The 25290-nt window shown below is 71.3% G+C and carries 20 protein-coding genes and 1 pseudogene; 14 read left to right on the top strand and 7 right to left on the bottom strand.

Features of this window, described 5'->3' with window-relative positions:
* Positions 1–46 precede the first annotated feature (46 nt).
* The 6 genes and pseudogenes from uvrA (at position 47) to whiA (ending at position 10376) form a co-directional block, all read left to right on the top strand.
* Positions 47–3016: an excinuclease ABC subunit UvrA gene (gene uvrA / locus EDD30_RS09300; RefSeq protein ID WP_071805308.1), complete on the top strand. Its 2970-nt coding sequence runs from the start codon at positions 47–49 to the stop codon at positions 3014–3016.
* 239 nt (positions 3017–3255) lie between these two features.
* Entirely contained in the window at positions 3256–3807 is a 552-nt protein-coding gene (locus tag EDD30_RS09295) for a Rieske (2Fe-2S) protein (RefSeq protein ID WP_084556384.1), read from the top strand.
* A 240-nt stretch (positions 3808–4047) separates the two neighbouring features.
* A pseudogene (gene uvrC / locus EDD30_RS09290) lies at positions 4048–6165 on the top strand (excinuclease ABC subunit UvrC); the annotation flags it as partial.
* Positions 6166–6936: 771 nt separating this feature from the next.
* Positions 6937–7833: an RNase adapter RapZ gene (gene rapZ, locus EDD30_RS09285; protein WP_071805347.1), complete on the top strand. Its 897-nt coding sequence runs from the start codon at positions 6937–6939 to the stop codon at positions 7831–7833.
* Positions 7834–8048: 215 nt separating this feature from the next.
* Positions 8049–9281 carry a gluconeogenesis factor YvcK family protein gene (locus tag EDD30_RS09280; RefSeq protein WP_394328246.1) on the top strand — a complete coding sequence of 411 codons (1233 nt, stop codon included), beginning with the start codon at positions 8049–8051 and terminating at the stop codon, positions 9279–9281.
* 114 nt (positions 9282–9395) lie between these two features.
* Complete coding sequence (whiA, locus tag EDD30_RS09275) at positions 9396–10376, top strand: DNA-binding protein WhiA (protein WP_071805306.1); 981 nt, start codon at positions 9396–9398, stop codon at positions 10374–10376.
* A gap of 67 nt (positions 10377–10443) precedes the next feature.
* Here the strand turns inward: whiA and EDD30_RS09270 are convergent, their stop codons facing one another.
* Entirely contained in the window at positions 10444–12807 is a 2364-nt protein-coding gene (locus tag EDD30_RS09270; RefSeq protein ID WP_071805304.1) for a glycoside hydrolase family 3 C-terminal domain-containing protein, read from the bottom strand.
* Between the two features lie 470 nt (positions 12808–13277).
* Here EDD30_RS09270 and gap point away from each other — a divergent pair, with 470 nt between their 5' ends.
* The 5 genes from gap (at position 13278) to EDD30_RS09245 (ending at position 17238) form a co-directional block, all read left to right on the top strand.
* On the top strand, positions 13278–14273 hold the full coding sequence (gap, locus tag EDD30_RS09265; RefSeq protein WP_071805302.1) for a type I glyceraldehyde-3-phosphate dehydrogenase: 996 nt from the start codon (positions 13278–13280) through the stop codon (positions 14271–14273).
* A 5-nt stretch (positions 14274–14278) separates the two neighbouring features.
* A complete protein-coding gene (locus tag EDD30_RS09260; RefSeq protein WP_071805300.1) occupies positions 14279–15475 on the top strand; it encodes a phosphoglycerate kinase in 1197 nt (398 codons plus the stop codon).
* A gap of 2 nt (positions 15476–15477) precedes the next feature.
* Positions 15478–16269, top strand: coding sequence for a triose-phosphate isomerase (gene tpiA / locus EDD30_RS09255; protein ID WP_071805298.1), 792 nt, complete (start codon positions 15478–15480; stop codon positions 16267–16269).
* Positions 16270–16491: 222 nt separating this feature from the next.
* Positions 16492–16749 carry a preprotein translocase subunit SecG gene (gene secG, locus EDD30_RS09250; protein ID WP_071805296.1) on the top strand — a complete coding sequence of 86 codons (258 nt, stop codon included), beginning with the start codon at positions 16492–16494 and terminating at the stop codon, positions 16747–16749.
* Positions 16750–16896: 147 nt separating this feature from the next.
* Complete coding sequence (locus tag EDD30_RS09245) at positions 16897–17238, top strand: RNA polymerase-binding protein RbpA (protein ID WP_071805294.1); 342 nt, start codon at positions 16897–16899, stop codon at positions 17236–17238.
* 231 nt (positions 17239–17469) lie between these two features.
* On the opposite strand, the gene EDD30_RS09240 is transcribed toward EDD30_RS09245, so the two are convergent.
* Both EDD30_RS09240 and EDD30_RS09235 read right to left on the bottom strand, forming a co-directional pair.
* Complete coding sequence (locus EDD30_RS09240; protein ID WP_244945177.1) at positions 17470–18087, bottom strand: GNAT family N-acetyltransferase; 618 nt, start codon at positions 18085–18087, stop codon at positions 17470–17472.
* Between the two features lie 356 nt (positions 18088–18443).
* The gene (locus EDD30_RS09235) at positions 18444–18737 is read right to left on the bottom strand and encodes a hypothetical protein (protein WP_123678191.1); all 294 of its coding nucleotides are present in this window, start codon (positions 18735–18737) and stop codon (positions 18444–18446) included.
* A 30-nt stretch (positions 18738–18767) separates the two neighbouring features.
* Between EDD30_RS09235 and EDD30_RS09230 the strand changes: the two genes are divergently transcribed.
* From EDD30_RS09230 to fliQ, 3 genes are all read left to right on the top strand, one after another.
* Positions 18768–19379: an RNA polymerase sigma factor gene (locus EDD30_RS09230; protein WP_071809423.1), complete on the top strand. Its 612-nt coding sequence runs from the start codon at positions 18768–18770 to the stop codon at positions 19377–19379.
* 540 nt (positions 19380–19919) lie between these two features.
* On the top strand, positions 19920–20327 hold the full coding sequence (locus tag EDD30_RS09220; protein ID WP_071809421.1) for a VOC family protein: 408 nt from the start codon (positions 19920–19922) through the stop codon (positions 20325–20327).
* A gap of 90 nt (positions 20328–20417) precedes the next feature.
* Positions 20418–20690, top strand: coding sequence for a flagellar biosynthesis protein FliQ (gene fliQ, locus EDD30_RS09215; RefSeq protein WP_071809420.1), 273 nt, complete (start codon positions 20418–20420; stop codon positions 20688–20690).
* A gap of 57 nt (positions 20691–20747) precedes the next feature.
* Here the strand turns inward: fliQ and pgl are convergent, their stop codons facing one another.
* The 4 genes from pgl to tal all read right to left on the bottom strand — a co-directional run bounded on the left by pgl (position 20748) and on the right by tal (position 25286).
* Positions 20748–21467 (bottom strand): 6-phosphogluconolactonase, encoded by a 720-nt coding sequence (pgl, locus tag EDD30_RS09210; protein ID WP_123678190.1) that lies wholly within the window; start codon positions 21465–21467, stop codon positions 20748–20750.
* An 80-nt stretch (positions 21468–21547) separates the two neighbouring features.
* Positions 21548–22564 (bottom strand): glucose-6-phosphate dehydrogenase assembly protein OpcA, encoded by a 1017-nt coding sequence (locus EDD30_RS09205; protein WP_071803554.1) that lies wholly within the window; start codon positions 22562–22564, stop codon positions 21548–21550.
* Positions 22561–24078, bottom strand: coding sequence for a glucose-6-phosphate dehydrogenase (zwf, locus tag EDD30_RS09200; protein ID WP_211277690.1), 1518 nt, complete (start codon positions 24076–24078; stop codon positions 22561–22563). The genes EDD30_RS09205 and zwf overlap by 4 nt, the downstream gene beginning before the upstream one ends.
* A gap of 98 nt (positions 24079–24176) precedes the next feature.
* Positions 24177–25286, bottom strand: coding sequence for a transaldolase (tal, locus tag EDD30_RS09195; RefSeq protein ID WP_071803546.1), 1110 nt, complete (start codon positions 25284–25286; stop codon positions 24177–24179).
* Positions 25287–25290 lie beyond the last annotated feature (4 nt).

Raw genomic sequence — 25290 nt, 5'->3', positions numbered from 1 at the left:
TAGGGTGGCGGCGCCCATCGAACTGACGTAAACGGAGTGGCTGGCTGTGGCCGACCGACTGATCATCCGCGGCGCGCGGGAGCACAACCTGCGCAACATCAACCTCGACCTGCCCCGCGATGCCATGATCGTGTTCACCGGGCTGAGCGGCTCGGGCAAGTCCAGCCTCGCCTTCGACACGATCTTCGCCGAGGGACAGCGGCGTTACGTGGAGTCGCTGTCGTCGTACGCCCGGCAGTTCCTCGGCCAGATGGACAAGCCCGACGTCGACTTCATCGAGGGCCTGTCCCCGGCCGTCTCGATCGACCAGAAGTCGACCTCGCGCAACCCGCGCTCGACCGTCGGCACCATCACCGAGGTCTACGACTACCTGCGGCTGCTCTTCGCGCGCACGGGCATCCCGCACTGCCCGGCCTGCGGCGAGCGGATCAGCAGGCAGACCCCGCAGCAGATCGTCGACCGGGTGCTGGCGATGCCCGAGGGCACCCGGTTCATGGTGCTCGCCCCGGTCGTGCGCGGCCGCAAGGGCGAGTATGTCGACCTCTTCGCCGAGCTGCAGTCCAAGGGCTATGCCCGGGCCCGGGTCGACGGCGTGGTCCACCCGCTCGCCGAGCCGCCGAAGCTGAAGAAGCAGGAGAAGCACACCATCGAGGTGGTGGTCGACCGGCTGAGCGTCAAGGCGAGCAGCAAGCAGCGGCTGACCGACTCGGTGGAGGCCACGCTCGCACTGTCCGGCGGCATCGTCCTGCTCGACTTCGTCGACCTGCCGGAGGACGACCCCGGCCGCGAACGCCGCTTCTCCGAGCATCTGGCCTGCCCCAACGACCATCCGCTCGCGATCGAGGACCTCGAGCCCCGGGTCTTCTCCTTCAACGCGCCCTACGGCGCCTGCCCGGAGTGCACCGGCCTGGGCACCAAGAAGGAGGTCGACCCGGAGCTGATCGTCCCGGACGAGGAGCGCAGCATCCGCGAGGGCGCCATCCAGCCCTGGTCCGGCGGCTCGACCATGGATTACTTCCTGCGTCTGCTGGAGGCCCTGGCCAAGGCCGAGGGCTTCAGCGTCGACACCCCGTGGCGCGCGCTGCCGAGCCGGGCGCAGAAGACCATCCTCTACGGCTCCGAGGACCAGGTCCACGTCCGCTACCGCAACAAGTACGGTCGCGAGCGCTCCTACTACACCGGCTTCGAGGGCGTGGTGCAGTGGATCGAGCGCCGACACGGCGACACCGAAAGCGACTGGTCGCGCGACAAGTACGAGGGCTACATGCGCGACATCCCCTGCCCGACCTGCGGCGGCGCGCGGCTCAAGCCCGAGGTGCTGGCGGTCACGATCGCCGGCAAGAGCATCGCCGAGGTCTGCAACCTGTCGGTGGGCGAGTGCGCCGAGCTGCTGGCCACCATCGAGCTCGACGACCGGCAGAAGATGATCGCCGAGCGGGTGCTCAAGGAGATCAACGCCCGGCTGCGCTTCCTGGTCGACGTCGGCCTGGACTACCTGTCGCTGGACCGCGGTGCCGGCACCCTGTCCGGCGGCGAGGCGCAGCGCATCCGGCTCGCCACCCAGATCGGCTCCGGCCTGGTCGGCGTGCTCTACGTGCTCGACGAGCCCTCCATCGGCCTCCACCAGCGCGACAACCACCGGTTGATCGAGACGCTGGTGCGCCTCAAGAACCTCGGCAACACCCTGATCGTCGTCGAGCACGACGAGGACACCATCCGTACGGCGGACTGGATCGTCGACATCGGCCCGGGCGCGGGGGAGCACGGCGGGCAGATCGTGCACAGCGGGTCGGTGAAGGGCCTGCTGGCCAACAAGCAGTCGCCCACCGGGGCATACCTGTCGGGCCGCAAGTCGATCCCCACCCCGGTGACCCGCCGCCCGCAGACCGCCGGCCGCGAGCTCGTCGTGCAGGGTGCCCGCGAGCACAACCTGCGCAACCTGACCGTCGGCTTCCCGCTCGGGCAGTTCATCGCGGTGACCGGGGTCAGCGGCTCCGGCAAGTCCACGCTGGTCAACGACATCCTGTACACCGTGCTGGCCAACCAGATCAACGGTGCCCGGATGGTTCCCGGCCGGCACACCCGCATCACCGGCCTCGAGCACGTCGACAAGGTCGTCGGCGTCGACCAGTCGCCGATCGGACGCACCCCGCGCTCCAACCCGGCCACCTACACCGGCGTCTTCGACAACGTCCGCAAGCTATTCGCCGAGACCACCGAGGCCAAGGTCCGCGGGTACGGTCCCGGCCGGTTCTCGTTCAACGTCAAGGGCGGCCGCTGCGAGAACTGCTCCGGCGACGGCACGATCAAGATCGAGATGAACTTCCTGCCGGACGTGTACGTGCCGTGCGAGGTCTGTAAGGGCGCGCGCTACAACCGGGAGACGCTCGAGGTCCACTACAAGGGCAAGACGATCTCCGAGGTGCTGGAGATGCCGATCGAGGAGGCCGCGGAGTTCTTCCAGGCCATCCCGGCGATCCACCGCCACCTGCGGACCCTCGTCGACGTCGGCCTGGGTTACGTGCGCCTGGGGCAGCCGGCACCCACCCTGTCCGGCGGCGAGGCGCAGCGCGTCAAGCTCGCCTCCGAGCTGCAGAAGCGCTCCACCGGCCGGACCGTCTACGTGCTCGACGAGCCCACCACCGGCCTGCACTTCGAGGACATCCGCAAGCTGCTGCTGGTCCTCAACGGTCTGGTCGACAAGGGCAACACGGTGATCACCATCGAGCACAACCTCGACGTGATCAAGACCGCCGACTGGCTCATCGACATGGGCCCCGAGGGCGGCAACAAGGGCGGCCTGGTGCTGGCCACGGGCACGCCCGAGGAGATCGCCGACGTCGCCGGCAGCCACACCGGCCACTTCCTGCGCCCGATGCTCGGGCTGAGCGGCGAGCCGGCCGGGGCGGACGCCGCGGTGGCCCGCGCGGCCAAGGCGAACGGCGCCGCCAAGACCCCCGCGAAGGCCGCCGCCAAGCCGCGGGCGAGCCGGTCGCGCGCCAAGACCGCCGTCTGATGGTTGAAGGGCACAGGTAACTCAGAGCTACGACGCCCGTCCCCGTTCCCGCCCGCCGGCGGCGGCGCCCACGGGGACGGGCGCCGCGCGGTCGTTGGCAAAGCCGCCGGAAATCAGGCCTTCCCCCGCGGATAATTTCTCCGTTGCCCATGAACCACACCGGCGGAGCGCGCGTACATACAGACAACGCCGCGTGACGTAAGCGCGGTCCAGGGGTTCTGGAAAGGGTTTGGCGAAAGATGACTGACGTGCAGCGGCCCCACGCCGAGATCACGGGCACTCGCGAGGCCACCGGCATGGTCGCCTCGCGTCGCGTCGTACTCTCGGGCGCCGGCGCGCTCGGTGCCGGGTGCCTCCTCGCCGCCTGCGGCACGGACACCAAGAGCGGCGTCGGCGCCGACGGCGGCGACTTCAGCAACAACCCCCTTCCCGCCGGCAGCGCGGGTCCGGATGGCGGCGGTTCCGACAGCGGCGGCTCCGACAGCGGAGACTCCTCCTCCGGCGGCGGCGGCAAGACCCTCGTGGCGGCCGTCGACGTACCCGAGGGCGGCGGCATCATCAAGGGCGACTACGTCATCACCCAGCCGGAGAAGGGCACCTACAAGGCGTTCAGCAAGATCTGTACGCACCAGGGCTGCCCGGTGACCAAGGTGGACGGCGGACAGATCACCTGCCCGTGCCACAACAGCAGCTTCTCCATCACCGACGGCTCGCCCACGGGCGGACCGGCCCGCAAGGCCCTTCCGGAGACGAAGGTCAAGAAGGACGGCGACAACATCGTCGCCGCGTGAGGACGTGGGGCCGGCCTGAGTGACCGCAGCGGCCACGGGACGCGGCGGCCACGCCCTGCCGGCACGGCCGGCCCCCATCACACCCTCATGATCTTCACCGCGTGGCCTTCTCCGCGCGGTTTTCACCGTGCGGTCTTCACCGTGCGGCCTTCACCGTGCGGCCGGAGGCCCGTCGCCGTGGCGGCGGCAGCGGGCCTCCGGTCGGGTAATCATGTCAGGGGTCGGCACTAGTGTTGAGACGTGCCTGACCCGTCCAGCTACCGGCCGGCGCCCGGGACCATTCCGGACGCTCCCGGCGTCTACCGTTTCCGCGACCCCACCGGCCGTGTCATCTACGTCGGCAAGGCCAAGAGCCTGCGCAACCGGCTGAATTCCTACTTCGCCGACACCTGGAGCCTGCACGCGCGCACCCAGCAGATGGTCACCACCGCGGCCTCCGTGGACTGGGTCACCGTCGGCAGCGAGGTCGAGGCGCTGCAGCTCGAGTTCTCCTGGATCAAAGAGTTCGACCCGCGGTTCAACGTCAAGTACCGCGACGACAAGTCGTATCCCTTCCTCGCCGTCACCCTCAACGAGGAGTTCCCGCGGCTGCAGGTCATGCGCGGGGCCAAGCGCAAGGGCGTGCGGTATTTCGGGCCGTACAGTCATGCCTGGGCGATCCGGGAGACCCTCGACCTCCTGCTTCGGGTCTTCCCGGCCCGCACCTGCTCCGCCGGGGTCTTCAAGCGGGCCGGTCAGATCGGCCGCCCCTGCCTGCTCGGCTACATCGGCAAGTGCTCCGCGCCCTGCGTCGGCTCGGTAACCGCCGAGGAGCACCGCGCGATCGTCGACGACTTCTGCGACTTCATGGCCGGGCGCACCGACACCTTCGTCAAACGCCTCGAGCGCGACATGCTCGACGCCTCCGAGCAGCTCGAGTTCGAGAAGGCCGCCCGGCTACGCGACGACATCGCCGCGCTGCGCAAGGCGATGGAGAAGCAGACCGTCGTGCTCGGCGACGGCACCGACGCCGACGTCGTCGCGTTCGCCGAGGACCCCCTCGAGGCTGCGGTGCAGGTCTTCCACGTCCGCGACGGCCGCGTGCGCGGCCAGCGCGGCTGGGTGGTGGAGAAGGTGGAGGACCTGACGACCGGAGACCTCGTGCACCACTTCTGCAGCCAGGTGTACGGCGACGAGCACGGCGAGAACGACGTCCCCCGCGAACTGCTGGTGCCGGAGCTCCCGCCGGACGCCCCGGCGCTCGAACACTGGCTCTCCGAGCATCGCGGCAGCCGAGTGACCCTGCGAGTGCCGCAGCGGGGCGACAAGCGCACCCTGCTCGAAACCGTGGCCCGCAACGCCGGCGAGTCCCTCGCCCGCCACAAGCTCCGCCGCGCGGGCGACCTGACCACCCGCAGCAAGGCGCTCGACGAGATCGCCGAGGCGCTGGGAATGGAGACGGCGCCGCTGCGCATCGAATGCTTCGACGTCTCCCAGATCCAGGGCACCGACGTGGTGGCGAGCATGGTGGTCTTCGAGGACGGCCTGGCGAGGAAGAGCGAGTATCGCCGCTTCGCGGTGCGCGGCAACCCGGACGGCAGCGGCACCGACGACCTGGCGGCCATGAGCGAGGTGATGCGGCGGCGGTTCGCCCGCTACCGCGCCCAGTCCCCAGACGCCGCCGTATCGGCCTCCGACGACCTCCCGCTCTCGGCCTCCGATGATCCCGCGCTGTCGGCCTCCGATGCTTCGGATCTTGCGGTGGCCGAGGTCCCCACGTCCGGTTCTGTCGCTGCTGGCTCTTTCTCGGCCGGCTCTTCTGCGGCCGGCTCTTCTGCCGCCGGGTCTCTTGCGTCCGCTTCCGCGTCGGTGGCCGGGGTCGGTGAGTTGGCCACCAACGACCTGCCCGGCGTCGACCCGCTCACCGGGCGGCCACGCCGGTTCGCTTATCCGCCGCAGCTCGTCGTGGTCGACGGCGGCCAGCCCCAGGTCAACGCCGTCGCCGCGGTGCTGTCCGACCTCGGCATCACCGACGTGGCGCTGTGCGGGCTGGCGAAGCGGCTCGAGGAGGTGTGGCTTCCGGGCGAAGACTTCCCGGTCATCCTGCCGCGTACGTCCGAGGCCCTCTACCTCCTGCAGCGGGTCCGCGACGAGGCGCACCGCTTCGCCATCACGTTCCACCGTCAGCGGCGCTCGAAGCGGATGACGGCGTCCGCGCTGGACAACATCCCGGGCCTGGGGGAGACCCGCCGCAAGGCGCTGCTGCGGCACTTCGGCTCGCTGAAACGACTGGCGCAGGCCAGCGCCGAGGAGATCACCGAGGTCCCGGGCATCGGCCGCCGCACCGCCGAGGCGGTCCTGGCGGCCCTCGCCTCCCCGAAGGACACCCCGGTGGCGAGCACCGGGGCTTCCGGGAGCGCCCCGCGGCCTGCGTCGGCAGCCGGCTCGCCGGCCTCGGACAGCGGCTCCGGTGGAGGTTCCGTTGTGGCCGGTGGTGGCTCGGGCGGTCCGGACGATGGTTCTGGTGTGGCGGACGGTGATTCCCGTGATTCGGGCGCTGGTTCGGGTGTGGCCGGTGGTGGCTTGGGTGGTTCAGGGGTCTCGGCTGTTGGCTCCGGTCCTTCGGGCGGTGGCTCTGGTGTGGGGGCCGCGGATGCCGTTGGGCAGGGGGATGCTGATGGCGGCGACCGGGTGACCGACGGAGTGTCGGCAGCGGCGATACCGGCGGGTGGTGCGGGGCGGACCAGGGCGGGGGCGAACCGGTCTCGGGTGGCCCGTCCGCTGCCCCGGCCCGCGGCGGACGAGGACGGAGGCTAGGTGAAGGTGCTGGGCCACGGCTGGCGGCTTCAGTGCCGCCTGGCCGGCTGCCGTCGACGGCCTGCGGCGATGCTTGGTCGGCTGTCCTCCTCGGTCGCTGCCGAGGGCTGCGGTGGAGCCTGATGAGCTGGGGAAAGGTGGAATAGGGGTGGCCGGGTGCATCGTTGGCCGGGACGGATGAATCGCGGCGTCCGGGGGTCCTCCGGGAGACCCGGATCGGGTACCGGACATGATGTCCGGCGGCCCCCCGGGGTTGCGTCGGCCTAGGATGCAGTGTCCACCCGGCCGGGTGGGGCAAGCAGTGCGGTGCAGGAGGAGTGCGTGACCGAGTCGATGCCGGAGTTCGCTCCGGAGCCGTCTCCCGACGAGGCCGCCACCGATCTCGTGGTGGTGACCGGGTTGTCCGGCGGGGGTCGCAGCACGGTCGCCCGCGCTCTGGAGAACGTCGGCTTCTATGTCGTCGACAACCTTCCTCAGGCGCTGATGCTGGACATGGCCCAGCTCGCGTTCGAGGCCGGCGGCGCCGCTCGGCGTACAGCGATGGTGCTGGACGTGCGCAGCCGGGCCTTCTCCACCGACCTGGCGGGCGCCGTCCGGGCGCTCAAAGACCGCGGATTCTCGCCGCGGGTGGTCTTCGTCGACGCCGACGACGAGGTGCTCATCCGGCGCTTCGAGTCAGTGCGCCGCTCGCACCCGTTGCAGGGCGACGGCCGCCTCGCCGACGGGATCGCCGCCGAACGCAAGCTGCTCGAGGAGGCGCGCGAGCACGCCGACGTGATCATCGACACCAGTCACCTCAACGTCAACCAGCTACGCCGCCGCGTCGAGGAGCTGTTCGGCGGCGAGGACGCGCGCAAGCTGCGGATCACGGTGCTGTCCTTCGGCTTCAAGTACGGGCTGCCGCCGGATGCCGACTATGTGATGGACGCCCGGTTCCTCCCTAATCCGTTCTGGGTGCCGGAGCTGCGCGACCACACCGGCATGGAGGAGGGCGTCAGCACCTACGTCCTGGGCCAGGAGGGCGCGAACGACTTCGTCGCCACGTACGCCGAGCTGATCGCGTCGACCGCGCCCGGCTTCGAGCGTGAGGGCAAGCGCTACCTCACGGTGGCGGTCGGCTGCACCGGCGGCAAGCACCGCAGCGTGGCCATCGCCGAAGAGTTGACCACCCGCCTGTGCGACATCCGTCTCTCCGCCCACTCTTCGCACCGCGACCTGGGCCGGGAGTGACGGCGGAACACGCCGGGCCGTCCAGCGACGCGCGCCGGCCGATCGACGCGGGGCACGCCGAACCCTCCGGGGAGAAGGGCCGGCCGATCGAGGCGGAGCGCGCCGGGCCGTCCGGGGACAGGGGCGTGGGCCGGCCGGTCGAGGCGGAGCGCGCCGGGCCGTCGGACGATGGGCGCCGGCCGGTCAAGGTGGTGGCCTTCGGTGGCGGGCACGGTCTGGCCGCCTCGCTGCGGGCGCTGCGGCTCTGCTCGCCGCGGCTGGAGCTCGACATCACCGCGGTCGTCACCGTCGGCGACAACGGCGGGTCGAGCGGACGGCTGCGCGCGGAGCGGGATGCCCAACTGCCCCCGGGTGACCTGCGCATGGCCCTGGCCGCCCTGGCCGACGACGACCCCGCACACCAGACGACGGTCAGACTCATGCAGCACCGGTTCGCGCCGGTCGGCAATTCGGACCGCCGGGCCGCATCGGCAGCGACACCGACCGGCGACGACGCCGGCGAGGGAACTGGAGCGGGACCGCTCGACGGGGCGGCGACGGGCGGAGCTGCGTTCGGGAGGACGGCGGGCGTCGAGGAAGCGGCGGGGTCCGGTGGTGCCGCGTTCGGGGTGGCGGCGGCGTCGGAAGAGGCGGCGGGGTCCGGTGGTGCCGCGTTCGGGGAAGCGGCCGCGCTCGGCGAAGCGTGCGGCGATGAGGGCGAGGGCAAGGCCGGCTGGGGAAATGTCGACCGCCGGATCGCCTCCCTCGGCGGTAAGCACGACCCCCTCGCCGGCCATGCCGTCGGCAACCTGTTGCTGCTCGGCCTCCTGGAGCTCATGGACGATCCCGTCGAGGCGCTCGCGCATGCCGGGAGGATGGTCGGGGCGCAGGGGCGGGTGCTGCCCATGGCGTCGCATGCGGTCGGCATCGAGGCCGAGGTGCGGGGCGGGGATCCGTCGCGGCCCGGGGATGTCGTCACCGTACGAGGGCAGCATGCCGTGGCGATCGCCTCCGGGCATGTGGAGGCGGTGCGGATCGTTCCCTCGTCGCCGCCTGCGTGCGCGGCGGCGGTGGAGGCGATCCGGGATGCCGACTGGCTGATCTTCGGGCCGGGGAGTTGGTACACCAGTGTGCTTCCCCACCTTCTGGTGCCCGAGCTGGCCGCCGCGATCGTGGCGAGTCCGGCACGGCGGCTCGTCACGATGAACCTCGCCGCGGACAACGAGACGCTCGGGCTCTCCGTGGCCGAGCACCTGGACGCCCTGCACTGGTACCTGCCGGAGCTGCGGATCGACGTCGTGCTCGCCGACGCCAAGTGGGTCGGGGAGCCGGATCCGGTGCACCAGGCCGCCGAGGCGCTCGGGGCTCGGCTGGTTCTCGCCCCGCTGGCCGTTGCGGATGGCAGTCCCAAGCATGATCCTGAGTCGTTGGGCACAGCGTTGGTGCCGCTCCTGGGCCCCGATCGTTAAGCAACTGGCTATGGGATCGGCGAGCACAGGGCGAGGGGTCCAGCAGTCGGCAACGGGCCGGCACGACACAGACCGCGTAAGAAGACCGCAAGAACAGCATGAGGTGACTTCGAGATGGCGATGACGGCAGCGGTCAAGGACGAGCTGAGCCGGGTCGACGTACCCAAGCCGTGCTGCCGCCGTGCGGAGATGGCCGCCCTTCTTCGCTTCGCCGGGGGCCTGCACATCGTCTCCGGGCGGGTGGTCGTCGAGGCCGAGCTGGACACCGGCGCCGTCGCCCGGCGGCTGCGGCGCGAGATCGCCGACGTGTACGGCTACCCGAGCGAGGTGCACGTCCTCGCCTCCGGCGGCCTGCGCAAGGGAAGCCACTACATCGTCCGGATCGTCAAGGACGGCGAGGCGCTCGCGCGGCAGACCGGCCTGCTCGACGTCCGGGGCCGTCCGGTGCGCGGCCTGCCCCCGCACGTCGTCTCCGCCAACGTGTGCTGCGCCGTCGCCGCCTGGCGCGGGGCCTTCATGGCGCACGGTTCGCTGACCGAGCCCGGTCGCTCCAGCGCGCTGGAGATCACCTGTCCGGGTCCGGAGGCCGCCCTGGCGCTGCGCGGCGCCGCCCGCCGCATCGGCATCACCGCCAAGGAGCGCGAGGTGCGCGGCGTCGACCGGGTCGTGATCAAGGACGGGGACGCGATCGCCGCGCTGCTCACCCGCGTCGGCGCGCACGCGAGCGTGCTCGCCTGGGAAGAGCGACGGGTACGCCGGGAGGTGCGTGCGACAGCGAACCGCCTCGCCAACTTCGACGACGCCAACCTGCGCCGCTCGGCCCGCGCGGCCGTGGCGGCGGCGGCCCGGGTGACCCGCGCCCTCGAGATCCTCGCCGACGAGGCCCCGAACCACCTGACCTCGGCCGGTCGGCTGCGCCTGGAGCACCGCCAGGCCAGCCTGGAAGAGCTGGGTGCGCTCGCCGACCCGCCGCTGACCAAGGACGCCATCGCCGGCCGGATAAGGCGTCTGCTCGCCCTTGCCGACAAGCGCGCCCGCGACCTGGGTATCCCCGACACCGAGGCAGCGGTCACCCCGGAGATGATGGCCTGCTAGATCCCGCCCAGCGCCGGGTGTAGATGGCGGCCCGAGTGGCGTGGGTCGGGAACGGCGCGGGGCTGTGTCAGGAGAAGCGGGCTGCTGCCTCTTCCACCTGGGGTTCGGTGATCGGGAAGCCGGGGAAGCGGGACAGGCGCTGCAGCGGGATCGCCCGCATCATCTGGCCGTTCGCCGGGTCGAAGAACATGGCGTCGACGATGCCGTCGCCCAGCCGTTCGCGGAGCCAGGCGCCGGCCGCCGGGTGGGCGAGCCAGGCGTCCACCGTCGCTTCCGGGGTGAGCGGGGTCGTCACGTCGTCGCCCGGGAGCTCGATCGTCGTCTCCAGGCGGATGTCCCGTGACGACGCGCCGACGCGGATGCCGAAGCTGCCTCCCTCGACCGTCCAGCGCCGCAGCACCGGGTGCCAGTAGGCGAACGCCCGGTCGCCGAGCGCCACCGTTGCCGTCCGGCTCTCGCCCGGTGCCAGCGTGATCCGGGTAAAACCGCGCAGCTCCTGCTCGGGGCGGTACACCCCGGCCACGGGGTCGGTGACGTACACCTGGACGACCTCCGTGCCGGGCCGCGGGCCCGTGTTGGTCACCGTCAGCGTCACCCGCACGCGGTGACCCTCCACGGCCACCGCGAGATCGTCGTACGCGAAGGACGTGTACGACAGCCCGTGCCCGAACGGGTACGCCACCGGCAGCCGGTGTGCGTCGTACCAGCGGTAGCCCATCAGCAGGCCCTCGCCGTACCGGACGTGGCCGTGCTCGCCGGGGAAGGCGCCGATCGCCGGGTTGTCCTCGTAGCGCACCGGGATGGTCTCGGCGAGTTTGCCGGCCGGTGTGGCCGTGCCGAGGAGCAGGTCCGCCGTGGCTGCGCCGCCGGCCTGGCCCAGGAGCCAGCCCTCCAGGACGGCGCCGGCGCGGTCCTGCCACGGTGCCACGGTGACCACCGAGCCGTTCGAGAGCACCACGACGACCCGGGGGTTGGCGTCGGCGACGGCGTGCAGCAGCGCGATCTGGTCGGCGGGCAGGTCCAGGTGGGTGCGGTCGTAGCCCTCCGACTCGGCCGCGGGCGGCAGTCCCAGGAAGACCACGGCCACCTCGGCACCGGCGGCGGCGCGGACGGCCTCGTCCACCAGCGCAGAATCGGCGGCACGGACGCCCACACCGGCCCCGACGAGACCGGCGGCCGCGGGGGCGTTGTCGGTGGTGGCACCGTCACCGCGGGCCGCGGGGGCGTTTCCAGTGGAGGCGCCCTCACCGGCGGGCGGCTGGATCGTGAAGCCGGGGGCGAAGACGACTTCCCGGGCACCGTCCAGGGCGTCACGCAGTGCGTCCAGTGCGGTGTCGACGCGGGTCGGGTTGACTTGCGAGGAGCCGGCCCCCTGGAAGCGGGGGGTCCGGGCGAATTCGCCGATCACCGCGATCGGGCCCCCGGTGCGGGCGAGCGGCAGGATGCCGTCGTTCTTGAGCAGTACCGCGCTGGCCGTCGCCGCCTCGCGGGCCAGCGTGTGGTGCGCGCCGACGTCGAAGGTCTGTCCCGGGCCGAGTGCCGGCAGCGCGCGGTCGATCAGCTCGAGGACCCTGATGGCGGCACGGTCGACGTCCTTCTCGCTCAGGGTGCCGGCGTGCACGGCGTCCAGGATGATCCGGGTGCCGGCACCACCGGAGGAGGGCATCTCCAGGTCGAGGCCCGCGGCCAGGCCCGCGTCGCGCCGGTGGACCGCACCCCAGTCGGAGACGACCAGGCCGCGGAAGCCCCATTCGTCGCGCAGGACGCCGGTGAGCAGCCAGGGGTCCTCGCTCGCGTATGTGCCGTTGATCCGGTTGTACGCGCACATGACCGTCCACGGCTGCGACCCGGTCACGATCCGCTCGAACGCCGGCAGGTAGATCTCCCGCAGCGTCCGCTCGTCCACGTCGGCGGAGACCGTCATCCGGTCGGTCTCCTGGTTGTTCGCCGCGAAGTGCTTCAGCGACGTGCCCACGCCCTGGCTCTGGACGCCGTCGACCAGCGCCGCGCCGAGGTCGCCGGCGAGCAGCGGATCCTCGGAGAAATACTCGAAGTTGCGCCCGCACAGCGGCGAGCGCTTCATGTTGACGCCCGGGCCGAGCAGCACGGCGACCTCCGCCGCGCGGCATTCCCGGCCGAGGGCCGCGCCGACGCGGGTCAGCAGCTCCGGATCCCAGCTCGAGGCGAGCCCGGCGGCGGGTGGGAAGCAGGTCGCCGGGACGCTGTCGTTCAGGCCGAGGTGGTCCGTCTCGCCGGCCTGCTTGCGCAGGCCGTGCGGGCCGTCGGTGACGGTCACCGCGGGGATGCCGAGGCGCTCCACGGCTTGGGTACGCCAGAAGTCGGCGCCGTCGAGCAGCGCGGCCTTCTCCTCCAGCGTGAGGGCGCCGATCAGGGCGGGAATGTCCAGGGGTGTGCCGGGGTGGGGGCCCATACGGTCAGCGTAGGGGGATCACGGGTTTCCCGCCCGGCTCGCGGGACCGGGCCGCTCTTCAGCCCGGAACCGGGCTGCTCCCTCAGCCCGGAACCGGGCTGCTCCCTCAGCCCGGAACCGGGCTGCTCCCTCAGCCCGGAACCGGGCCGCGGCCTGGACCGGCGACGCGCTTTCCGCCCTGATCAGGTGCGGTCGGTGTGGCTTTTGTGCACTCGTGTGCCCGTACCCGAAAAGAAGCCTGAGGTAACGATAAGGTTGCGCCCCGACGCGAGGGCGACCGACGTTCTCGGCTAGGGTCTTGGTGGACGGCGACGGTGCCGGCAGCACGGCCGGACGCGCCGGGACGCCGCGACCGGCGCGGTTCGTCAACGGCAAGCGCGGCCCACCCACAGCCGGCCTTCGAGCCATTGGTCGGCACTGCACACCTCCGCCGGTCGCAGCCCGGCGGACCGAAACGAGGAGATCGACCTGTGACCATCCGGGTTGGCATCAACGGCTTCGGCCGTATCGGCCGTAACTTCTTCCGGGCCGTGCTCGCCTCCGGCGCGGACATCGAGCTCGTGGGCGTCAACGACCTCACCGACAACGCCACGCTGGCCCACCTGCTGAAGTACGACAGCATCCTGGGCCGCCTGCCGCACGAGGTGAAGGCCACCGCCGACGAGATCACCGTGGCCGGCAAGACCTTCAAGGCGTTCGCCGAGCGTGACCCGCAGAACCTGCCGTGGGGCGATCTGGGCGCGGACGTGGTCATCGAGTCCACCGGCTTCTTCACCGACGCCACCAAGGCGAAGGCGCACGTCGACAAGGGCGCGAAGAAGGTCATCATCTCGGCGCCGGCCAAGAACGAGGACATCACGATCGTGATGGGCGTCAACGACAACCTGTACGACGGCGCAAAGCACACGGTCATCTCGAACGCTTCCTGCACCACCAACTGCCTCGCGCCGATGGCGAAGGTCCTCAACGACACGATCGGCATCGAGCGTGGCCTGATGACCACGATCCACGCCTACACGCAGGACCAGAACCTGCAGGACGGCCCGCACTCCGACCTGCGTCGCGCCCGTGCCGCCGCGCTCAACGTGGTGCCGACCTCGACCGGTGCCGCCAAGGCCGTCAGCCTGGTGCTGCCGGAGCTCAAGGGCAAGCTGGACGGCTTCGCGATGCGCGTGCCGATCCCGACCGGCTCGGCCACCGACCTGACCTTCCAGGCCGGCAAGGAGACCTCGGTGGACGAGGTCAACGCCGCGATCAAGGCCGCCTCGGAGGGTGCGCTCAAGGGCATCCTGACCTACACCGAGGACCCGATCGTGTCGGCCGACATCGTCACCGACTCGGCGTCCTGCATCTTCGACGCGGGCCTCACCAAGGTCATCGGCAACCAGGTCAAGGTCGTCGGCTGGTACGACAACGAGTGGGGCTACTCGAACCGCCTCGTCGACCTGGTCAAGCTGGTCGGCTGAGTCCCGTGAAGGCTCTCGACGACCTGCTCGGCGAGGGTGTGTCGGGTCGGCGCGTGCTGGTGCGCGCCGACCTGAACGTCCCGTTCGACAAGAGTGACCCCACGGTCATCAGCGACGACGGCCGCATCCGCGCGGTGCTGCCGACGCTGGTGGCCCTGCGCGACGCGGGCGCCCGCGTCATCGTGTGCTCGCATCTCGGACGCCCCAAGGGCGCGCCGGACCCGAAGTTCACGCTCGCGCCGGTGGCCGAGCGCCTCGGTGAGCTGCTCGGCAACCCGGTGGTCTTCGCCGAGGACACCGTGGGTGCCTCGGCGTCGGACGCCGTCGCGGCGCTGCTGGACGGCCAGGTGCTGCTGCTGGAGAACCTGCGCTTCAACGCGGGCGAGACCTCCAAGGACGACGCCGAGCGGGGCGCGTTCGCGGACCAGTTGGCCGCGTTCGCCGACGCCTACGTGGACGACGCGTTCGGCGCGGTGCACCGCAAGCACGCCTCGGTGTACGACGTGCCGGCCCGGCTCCCGCACTTCGCCGGCGGCCTGGTGCAGCGCGAGGTCGAGGTGCTGCGGCGCGTGACCGAGAGCCCGGAGCAGCCCTATGTGGTCGTGCTCGGCGGCTCGAAGGTCTCCGACAAGCTCGCCGTTATCAAGGCGCTGCTGCCCAAGGTGGACAAGCTGCTCGTGGGCGGCGGCATGTGCTTCACGTTCCTCAAGGCCCAGGGGCACGAGGTCGGCAAGTCGCTGCTGGAGGAGGAGATGATCTCCACCTGCGCCGATCTGCTGGCGGAGGCGGACGGCCGGATCGTGCTGCCGGTGGACGTGGTGGCGGCGTCGGCGTTCGCCGCGGACGCGGACCACGACGTGGTGGATGCTTCCGCTATTCCGGGCGATCGGCTGGGGCTGGACATCGGTCCGCGGTCGGTGGCGCTGTTCGCGGAGGCCATCGGCTCGGCGAAGACCGTGTTCTGGAACGGGCCGATGGGCGTGTTCGAGCTGGCGCCGTTCGCGGCCGGCACCCGGGGCGTGGCCGAGGCGATCACCAAGATCGACGGCTTCTCCGTGGTGGGCGGCGGCGACTCGGCCGCGGCCGTGCGCACGCTGGGCATCGACGAGTCCGCGTTCGGACACATCTCGACCGGCGGCGGCGCGTCGCTGGAGTACCTCGAGGGCAAGACCCTGCCGGGTCTCGCCGCGCTGGAGAGCTGAGCATGGCGGACGTCACCCGCCGGCCGATCATGGCCGGCAACTGGAAGATGAACCTCAACCACCTCGAGGCGATCCTCCTGGTGCAGAAGCTGGCGGCCAGCCTCACCGAGCAGCAGCTCACCGACGTCGAGGCGGTCGTGCTGCCGCCGTTCACCGACCTGCGCAGCGTGCAGACGGCGATCGACGGCGACAAGGTGAAGATCGGGTACGGCGCCCAGGACCTGTCGCAGCACAAGGGCGGCGCGTACACGGGGGAGATCTCCGGCGCGATGCTCGCCAAGCTGGGCTGCTCCTACGTGGTGGTCGGGCACTCCGAGCGCCGCGAGTACCACGGCGAGGACGACGCCCTGGTCAACGCGAAGGTGAAGGCGGCGCTCGCCAACGAGATCACGCCCATCCTGTGCGTCGGCGAGGGGCTGGAGATCCGCGAGGCGGCGGGGCAGGTCGAGCACTGCCGCGGCCAGCTCGACGGGGCCCTCGAGGGACTCAAGGATTCGGACGTCAAGAAGATCGTCATCGCATACGAGCCGGTGTGGGCGATCGGTACCGGCAAGACCGCCACGCCCGACGACGCGCAGGAGGTGTGCGGCGCCATCCGGGCGCGGCTCGCCGAGAAGTACGGCGCCGAGACGGCCGACGCGGTGCGGATCCAGTACGGCGGCTCCGTGAAGGCGGCGAACATCGCCGCGATCATGGCGCAGCCGGACGTGGACGGCGCGCTGATCGGCGGCGCGAGCCTGGACGCCGAGGAGTTCGCCTCGATCGTCCGATTCCGCGAGCACATCCAGCGCTGAAACGTAGGATGAGGAACCGGCTTTCACGGCTCGGTTCCCCGTGAGCGGCCCGTAGGAGACGTTGTACGGAACCGGCCCGGCCCCCCAGCTTCACGGCTCGGTTCCCCGTGAACGGCCCGCAGGAGACGTTGTGCGGAACCGGCCGCCCCCAGGGCGGTCGGTTCCTCCTGCGCCCGCTATTGTAGTGGCGCTGCAGTGCCCTTCGAGAGGAATGACCGGACCATGCCGATCGCGTTCGCGTACACGTTGATCGTGTTGCTGATCATCACCAGCATCCTGCTGACCCTGCTGATCCTGCTGCACCGCGGCAAGGGCGGCGGCATGTCCAGCATGTTCGGCGGCGGCGTCACCTCCAGCCTGGCCGGCTCCTCGGTCGCGGAGAAGAACCTCGACCGCTACACCGTGCTGGTGGGCATCGTGTGGTTCGCCTGCATCGTGGGCCTCGGCCTCTGGCTGAAGCTGGCCCAGACCACCACCTGAGGACGACCAGCTTCTTACGGTTTGTCAACAACCCTTCCTGAGGCGCCTGAGGGAGTCGTAGACTCTGCCGCGCGGTCCGGTCCGTCCGGGCCGCGCGGTTGTTTTTCACCGCTGTACTACCGCCCCTGAAAGACAGGAGTCACATCCGTGTCCAGTGGCAGTGCCATCCGTGGCAGCCGCATCGGCTCCGGCCCGATGCGCCCCGATGAGCGCAGCGAGCCTGCACCCCGCCGGGAGGTGAGGTACTGGTGCTCGGCCGGGCACGAGGTGGACGTCCGGTTCGCCGCCGACGTGCCTCCGCCCGAGACCTGGGACTGCACCCGATGCGGCCAGCCGGCCGGCCTCGACCCGTCGAACCCGCCGGGGCGGATGCGGGTCGAGCCGTACAAGTCTCATCTTGCGTATGTGAAGGAGCGGCGTTCGGAGGCGGACGGGGCGGCGATTTTGGCCGAGGCGCTCGCCAAGGTCCGTCAGCGGCGCGGGGAGTAGGTTCTGGTTTCTGAGGCCGGGCCGGGTTCCGGGGCCGGGCCAGGGTTCCGGGGCCGGGCCAGGGTTCCGAGGCCGGGACAGGGACAGCCAGGCCGGGCTTGGGGTCGGGCGAGCGGTCGGGCGTGCGCTTTGAGCGGACATGGCCGCGCTCCGCGCGGGACACCCTTGCGGACCCTCTCGGGTCGGGCATGGACGGCTTGGGCGTTGCCTCGGCGCGTCGGTTGCGGTCGTTCACCACGGTGTCGTGTCGCGGCCCATGTAGGTGACCGTGGTTGCCGCCGGGACGTTCAGTTCGACGAAGCCCAGCCGGTGGTAGAAGGCCCGCGCCGCGGTGTTTGTCGACACCATCCCCAGGTGGACGCGGGGTACGCCGGCCCTGTGGAGTCCTTGCAGGAACGTTGCGATCAGGCTGCGGCCCCAGCCCTTGCCCTGCCAGTCGGGCAGCAGGTCGATGTGGAGGTGCGCGGGGTGGTCCGCCAGCTCGGGCACGATCATGTGCTCCGGGTGGTGGTGCAGAGCCAGCATCTCGTCGTCGGGTGTGACCGGGGGATCGTTCGGCTCGGGGTAGCGCCCGGCCGTCGCCGGGAGCCACTCGTCTCGGTAGCGGCGGGCGAAGCGTGCGGTGTCGGCCGTGCCGAGTACGTAGCCGACCGCCGCGCCCGTGCCGTCGTCGAGGATGTGGGCGTGCTCGGGTTCGAGGACGACGTAGGGCGCGGCGAAGATGTCGCCCATCAGTGTGTCGGAGGAGTAGCGGCCTCGGGCGTCGCCGCCCGCGTCGGCGGTGCGGACGCAGATGTCGTAGACGGCGTCGAGGTCACCCGGACGGTATGGGCGGATCACAGGCTGCACGGGCGGACAGTCTAGGCGGCCAAGATCTGTGACCGGCGTCACCATGGCGCGGCCAACCTTTTCTGTGCCCGCGCGTCCCTGTGATCGAGACCTTGTCACCGAGCCGCAGGAGCCACCCCGATGCGCCTGACCCGCCGTGCCGCCACGTACACCGTCGCCGCGACCGCCGTCGTCCTCCTCGGCGGAGGATTCGCCGCCGCCTCCGCGTTCGCGGGAGCGAGCGGGCCAGGTGCGGCGCCGAGCGCGCAGCCCACCCCGCCGAGCCCCGGCATGCCCTGTGACCGCGAGTCGTCGCCGTCGGCCTGGCCCGAGACTCCGTCGCCGTCATGGCCGGCCCCGCCTAAGAGCCCGTCGGCTCAGCCGGAGATCCCGTCGCCGTCATCGTCGGTATGGCCCGAGCCGTCGCCGTCGTCGAGTTCGGTGGGGAAGCCCGAGGCGTCGCCAACCCACCCGCCCTGCCCGATGCCGAGCGGCCCCGCCCCCGAGCCGACGCCGACCGGTCCCGCCCCCGAGCCGACGCCGAGTGGCCCCGCCCCCGAGCCGACGCCGAGCGGGCCTGCCACCCCCGAGCCGATGCCGACCGTCTCCGCGGTCCCTGAGCCCGACGGGGTGTCACCGTCGGCTCGCCCGAGCACGATACCGTCGCCCACCTGGACCCGCTGACCCCCAGGCCACGCCCTATGTCGCTCGCCCTGCCCCTGGCCCGCCCCCTGCTGCGGTGGTGGCGTTCCGCGCTGTCCGGGTCCTCGACGCCGGCCCGGGGCATGGCGTCCTCGGGATCCTCGGCCATCAACCAGTCGTCCGGGCCTCCGGCCATCAACGAGCTGTACCACGCTCGTCGGCTGAGGCTCGTGCGTCTGGCCGTGCTCATGGTTGACGACCTGGGCACGGCCGAGGACATCGTGCAGGACGTGTTCGCCGCGCTCTACCGCCGGCATGGGGCGCATCTACATACGGTCGAGGACCCCGACGCCTACCTCACCTCGGGGGTGATGAACGCGGCGCGCTCGGCGCTGCGGCGCCGCCGCACCGCGCGGGCCTACGTGCCGCCGCCGGCGGGCACGGTCCCGGCCGCCGAGGACCAGATGTTGCTGAGTGAGGGAGACCATGAGGTGCTGACGGCGCTGGGGAGGCTGACGGTACGGCAGCGCCAGGTGGTGGTGCTGCGCTACTGGTCGGAGCTGTCGGAGCAGGAGATCGCGGACGTGCTCAACGTGTCCCGCGGCACCGTGAAGTCGACCGCGCACCGGGCTCTGACCCTCCTGCGCGGTCTGTTGGGGGAGCGGCGATGAGCGCCTTCGAACGGCGGCTGCGCGCGGCGCTGGACGCCCGTGCCCGCTCGGTCACGGCCGCCGACCTGTCTCCCGCCGTTCCGCCGACCGCGATGCCGCTCCGGCGGCGGCATCCGGCCATGAGGTGGCGCCTGGGCGCGGTGACGGTCGGCGTGACCATCGCACTCGCCGCGGTCGGCGTCGCCGTGTTTCCGGTGGGGGACGACGGTCGCGGTCCGGCGCCGAATGCGCCTCACGCGCCGGCAGGACCCGGCTCGGTGGAGCCGAGGCCGTCCGGTTCGCCGGGTCCGTCGGGGGTGCCCACGTCGCCGGGTCCGTCGGGGGTCTCCGGGTCATTGGAACCGTCCGGACCATCCGGTTCGCCGGGTCCTTCGGGGTTGCCGGATCCGCCGCCGCTCACGGGGCAACCGACGCCGTCGGTCGGTGGGTTCGTGACGGGCGATCCCGAGAACGTTTCACCCACCACCTCGCCCTGATCCCGCCCCGGCGTCCTTCGGTCGAGGGTCCACGGGCTGCCCGCGTACCTGTCAGGATGGGCCGGTGAACTGGACGCTGGAAGTGGTGATCGTTCCGGTCTCGGACATCGACCGGGCGAAGGAGTTCTACGCCGGCAAGCTCGGCTTCGTCGTCGACCACGACACCGTGATCGGCGACGACGCCCGGATCGTGCAGCTGACGCCTCCGGGCTCGGGCTGCTCGATCGTCATCGGCCGGGGCGCGGTGCCGGAGATGCCACCGGGGTCACTGAGGGGCCTGCAACTGGTGGTGCCGGACATCAACCGGGCCCATGCCGAGCTGGTGGAGCGCGGTGTGCCGGTCAGCGACGTGCAGAGGCTGGGCGAGAACCCGAGCCCGACGCCGGACCCGCTCGACAACGTCGGATTCCTCTTCTTCAGCGACCCCGACGGGAACGGCTGGGCGGTGCAGCAGATCTCGTCCAGGGCCTGACTTGAGGATTCCGCCGGCGCGAACCTGACTGCAACCGTGGTGCGACCGTTGTGCACTCGTCGGGGCGCCGTGGGACCCGAAGAGGATGGCATGACGGACACGCAGATCGTTGAGCTGGGACTGCAGGCCATGACCATCGCGGCGAAGATGAGCGCGCCGACGCTGCTGACGGCGTTGCTGATCGGTTTCGCGATCTCGTTGTTCCAGTCGGTGACGCAGATCCAGGAGGCGACGCTGTCGTTCGTGCCGAAGGCGATCGCAGTGGGTGCGGCGATGCTGTTCTCGGGCAACTGGATGCTGCACGAGATGATGACGTACACGACGCAGCTCTTCGAGAAGCTTCCGACGCTGCTGATGTCCTGATCTGAGAACGTACGAGAAGGCCGCCCCGCACGCAGCGGGGCGGCCTTTCTCGTGCCGTCAGCGCTTGGCGGCCGCCGCGGCGTCCAGCAGCCAGACGGTCCTCGTCGCGCCGGTCGCGCGGGCGGCCGGCAGCGCGGTGTCCCCGCCGAGGGCCGCGCCGACCGCGTCCGCCTTGTCCGGCCCGGCCGCCACCAGCCAGACCTGCGCGGCGGACCGGATCGCCGGCATGGTGAGGGAGATGCGCGTCGGCGGCGGCTTGGGGCTGTCGTGCACCGCCGTCACCGTGCCCTCGGCGGTGGCGTCGGGGTGGCCGGGGAACAGCGACGCCACGTGCCCGTCCTCGCCGACGCCGAGCATGAGCACGTCGAAGGTGGCGCCGCCGGCCGCGAGCTCGTGGGCGTAGCGGGCCGCCGCGGCCGCCGCGTCGTCACCGTCCGCGCCGTCCGCCGGCGGCATCGCGTGCACCCGTTCCGGGACGAGGGGCAGAGCGTCCAGCAGGGCCTCGCGGGCCTGGGTCTCGTTGCGGTCCGGGTCGCCGGAGGGCAGGAAACGCTCGTCGCCCCACCACAGATCGACGCGGGACCAGTCGATGGCCTCCGCGGCCGGCAGCTCCTTGACGGCACGCAGCACCTTCGCCGCGACCCGGCCGCCGGTCAGTACCACGTCCGCCCGGCCGCGCACCGCCTGCGCGTCGATGATCGTGGTCACCAGCCTGGCCGCCACCACCGACGCCAGGAGGTCGGCGTCCGGAACCACCACCACAACGGTCTCGCTCATCGGACTCCTCGTCACATGGGCGCCATGGGCGCGGGGCCGCCCGCCCGAGATGGCGGAGCGGCCCCGTCGATCTTAGTGAGTCAGGCGGCGGAACCGCCGGGGCCCGCCATGGCGTCGGCCTCCTCGCCCGCGCGGGCGGCCAGCGCCGGGTCCTTCCACACGTGGACGCGCATCGCCGCCTTCCGGTCCAGGTCGGGCAGGCCGGCCATCGCGCCCAGCGCCTCGCCGTAGATCTGGTCGGGGTCGAGCCGGCGCAGCTCCTCGGCCAGCTCGTCGCCGACCGGCCGCTTCGGCAGCGGCATGTAGCGCGGCTCCTGCCCGGTGCGGCTGAAGAGCGCCGTACCCTCCTCGCGCGTGACCGTGACGCAGTCGCCGTTGGCGCAGCCGAGCTGCACCGAGTGCATGCGCGGGGCCTGGTCGGTGTACTCCCACTTGGGCTCGATGCCCAGCCGGGACTTGAGCCACCCGCACATCAGGGCGGCGGTGGGGTCGTGGGCCGGCGCGACGACCGTGGCGCCGGTGACCCGCTCCTCGGTGGTGTCGAACGCGCCCGCCACGAGCGTGCGCCACAGCGTGATGCGGGTCCAGGTGAGGTCGGTGTCGCCGGGCGCGTAGTCGACGGCGCGCTGCCGCAGGGCGGCGACCGGATCCGGGGCCAGCTTGCTGTCGGTGATGCGGCGGTCCGCGACGACGCCGAGGAAGTCGTTGGCGATGACGTCCGGCGGCTCGCCGTGCCACCACGTCACCACCGGCACGTCCGGGGCGAGCAGCGGCATGACCACCGACTCGGCGTGCAGGGCGAGGCGGCCGTACATGCGCATCACGACCGCCTCGGCCGGGCCGAGCCGGCCGCCCACGACGATCTCCGCGTCCAGCCGGCTGCGGCCCTCCAGGTCCGAGCGGACCACGATGAGCAGGCGGCACGGGTGCGCGGACGCCGCGATGGTGGCGGCGGCCTCCGCCTCGCGGACCTTCTTCTCCTCCACCACGGCGACCAGGGTGAGGGCGAGGCCGGAAGCCACGCCGCCCGCGCTGCGCCGCTCGGCCGCGAGCGCCTTGACGACCTCGTTGCCGGTGGTGTCCCACAAGCCGATCATGCCCGCCTCCAAGCCCGGCCCTCGAGGGCCAGCATCTCGTCCGAAGCGCGCGGGCCCCACTCGCCGGCGCGGTACGGCTCCGGCTTGGTGCCGGTCCAGGCCTCCTCGAGGGGGTCGATGACGCGCCAGCTCTGCTCGACCTCGGCCGCATCCGGGAACAGGGTTCGGTCGCCCACGAGCACGTCGAGCACCAACCGCTCGTACGCCTCCGGACTGGACTCGGTGAACGCCTCGCCGTACTGGAAGTCCATCGCGATGTCCCGGACCTCCATCGTGGTGCCCGGCACCTTGGAGCCGAACTTCAGCACCACGCCCTCGTCGGGCTGCACCCGGATGACGAGCTGGTTGTTGCCGAGCATCTCGACGTCGGCCGGGTCGAACGGCAGGTGCGGCGCGCGTTTGAAGAGGATGGCGATCTCGGTCACCCGGCGCGGCATCCGCTTGCCCACCCGGACGTAGAACGGTACGCCGGCCCAGCGGCGGTTCTGGATGCCGAGGCGTACCGCCACGTACGTCTCCGTGGTGGAGCCCGCCGGCACGCCCTTCTCCTCCTGGTAGCCCACCGCGCGCTCGCCGGCCACCCAGCCTTGCAGATACTGTCCGCGCACCGAGCCGGCGGCGATGTCCTTCGGCAGGCTGATCGCCCTGAGCACCTTGAGCTTCTCGGCGCGGATCTCGTTGGGGTCGAAGCTCGTCGGCTCCTCCATGCCCACCAGCGCCAGCAGTTGCAGCAGGTGGTTCTGCAGCACGTCGCGGGCGGCGCCGGCGGAGTCGTAGAACGCGGCGCGGGTGCCGATGCCGACGTCCTCGGCCATGGTGATCTGCACCGAGTCGACGTACTTGGAATTCCACACCGGCTCGAACAGGCTGTTGGCGAAGCGCAGGGCCAGGATGTTCTGGACCGTCTCCTTGCCGAGGTAGTGGTCGATGCGGAAGACGTCCTCCGGTGTGAAGACCTCGTCGACGAGCTGGTTGAGCGCCATGGCGGTCTTCAGGTCGTTGCCGAACGGCTTCTCGACGACGACCCGGCGCCAGCCGCCGGACTTGGCGTTGTCGGCCATCCCGGTGCGGTTGAGCTGGTTGAGCACCAGCGGGAACGCGGCCGGCGGGATGGAGAAGTAAAAGGCGGCGTTGCCGGCGATGCCATTGCGCTCGCGCAGCTCGTCCAGGGTGGCCGCCAGGTGGTCGAAGGCGGCGTCGTCGTCGAAGGAGCCGGGCACGAACTGGAACTGGCTCGACAGCCGCTGCCAGACGTCCTCACGCCACGGCGTCCGGGCGCCCTTCTTGGCGGCCTCGTAGGCCAGCGACTCGAAGTCGCCGTCGCCCCAGTCACGGCGGGCGAAGCCGAGAACCACGAAGCCGGGCGGCAGCAGGCCCCGGTTGGCGAGGTCGTAGACGGCCGGGATCAGTTTCTTCCGCGACAGGTCACCGGTGACGCCGAAGATCACCAGAGCGCACGGCTCCGGGATCCTGGGAAGCCGTCGGTCCTGTGCGGTGCGCAGCGGATTACCCACGTGTCCCATCCTGCCAGCTTTTCCCCATACCGCAGGCTTACCCGGAACGACCCAGGCACCCGCTCCCGGCGGCGTTGCGCCGGGAGCGGGCCGGGTGGTCAGCGTGCGGCGGCGTCGAGCGACTTCTTGACGTCGACGAGCAGCTCGGCCCAGCTAGTCTCGAACTTCTCGACGCCCTCCTCCTCGAGGACCTTGAAGACGTCCTGGAGGTCGACGCCGACGGCGGCGACGTCGTCCATCACCTTCTGGGCGTCCGCGTAGGAGCCGGTGACGGTGTCGCCGCGGGTCTCGCCGTGGTCGTGGAACGCCGTGATGACCGACTCCGGCATGGTGTTGACCGTGCCGGGGGCGATCAGCTCCTCGACGTAGATGGTGTCCTTGTAGTCGGGGTTCTTCGTGCCGGTCGACGCCCAGAGCGGCCGCTGCGGGTGCGCGCCCGCGTCGGCCAGCGCCTGCCAGCGGGAGGAACCGAACACCTCGGCGTACGCCTGGTAGGCGAGCTGGGCGTTCGCGATCGCGGCCTTGCCCCGCAGCGCCTTGGCCTCGTCGCTGCCGATCTTGTCGAGCCGCTTGTCGATCTCGGTGTCCACCCGGGACACGAAGAACGAGGCGACCGAGCCGATCTGGGTGAGGTCGTGGCCGTTGGCCTTGGCCTGCTCCATGCCCGCCAGGAAGGCGTCCATGACGGCCTTGTACCGCTCCAGCGAGAAGATCAGCGTGACGTTGACGCTGATGCCCGCGGCCAGCGTCGCCGTGATCGCCGGCAGGCCCGCCTGGGTCGCCGGGATCTTGATGAAGAGGTTGGGGCGGTCGACGAGCCACCACAGCGTCTTCGCCTCGGCCGCGGTCTTCTCGGTCTCGTGCGCGCTGCGCGGGTCGACCTCGATGGACACCCGCCCGTCGACGCCGTTCGACGCGTCGTACGCCGGCTTCATGACGTCGCACGCCCAGCGCACGTCGTAGGAGGTCAGCAGCCGCACCGCCTCCTCGACGGTGACCTGCTGCGCGGCGAGGTCCTTGAGCTGCTCGTCGTACGCGTCGGCGTGGGCGAGCGCCTTGGCGAAGATGGTCGGGTTCGTGGTCACGCCGACCACGTTCTGCTCGCGGCGCATCTTGTCCAGCGAGCCGCTCTGCAGGCGGACCCGGGAAAGATCGTCGAGCCACACCGCCACACCTGCGGCGGAGAGGTCTGCCAGCCTGTCGGTCATCGCT

It is taken from the genome of Couchioplanes caeruleus (assembly GCF_003751945.1).
Classification (GTDB): Bacteria; Actinomycetota; Actinomycetes; order Mycobacteriales; family Micromonosporaceae; genus Actinoplanes; species Actinoplanes caeruleus.
The sequence above is the reverse complement of the archived record's forward strand: the minus strand, read 5'-3'. Positions and strand labels throughout refer to the sequence as shown.

Coding starts and splice junctions, on each gene's coding strand:
- EDD30_RS09295 (WP_084556384.1), top strand. CDS start 3,256: ATGACTGACGTGCAGCGGCCCCACGCCGAGATCACGGGCACTCGCGAG.
- rapZ (WP_071805347.1), top strand. CDS start 6,937: ATGCCGGAGTTCGCTCCGGAGCCGTCTCCCGACGAGGCCGCCACCGAT.
- whiA (WP_071805306.1), top strand. CDS start 9,396: ATGGCGATGACGGCAGCGGTCAAGGACGAGCTGAGCCGGGTCGACGTA.
- EDD30_RS09270 (WP_071805304.1), bottom strand. CDS start 12,807: ATGGGCCCCCACCCCGGCACACCCCTGGACATTCCCGCCCTGATCGGC.
- tpiA (WP_071805298.1), top strand. CDS start 15,478: ATGGCGGACGTCACCCGCCGGCCGATCATGGCCGGCAACTGGAAGATG.
- secG (WP_071805296.1), top strand. CDS start 16,492: ATGCCGATCGCGTTCGCGTACACGTTGATCGTGTTGCTGATCATCACC.
- EDD30_RS09230 (WP_071809423.1), top strand. CDS start 18,768: ATGTCGCTCGCCCTGCCCCTGGCCCGCCCCCTGCTGCGGTGGTGGCGT.
- fliQ (WP_071809420.1), top strand. CDS start 20,418: ATGACGGACACGCAGATCGTTGAGCTGGGACTGCAGGCCATGACCATC.
- pgl (WP_123678190.1), bottom strand. CDS start 21,467: ATGAGCGAGACCGTTGTGGTGGTGGTTCCGGACGCCGACCTCCTGGCG.
- EDD30_RS09205 (WP_071803554.1), bottom strand. CDS start 22,564: ATGATCGGCTTGTGGGACACCACCGGCAACGAGGTCGTCAAGGCGCTC.
- tal (WP_071803546.1), bottom strand. CDS start 25,286: ATGACCGACAGGCTGGCAGACCTCTCCGCCGCAGGTGTGGCGGTGTGG.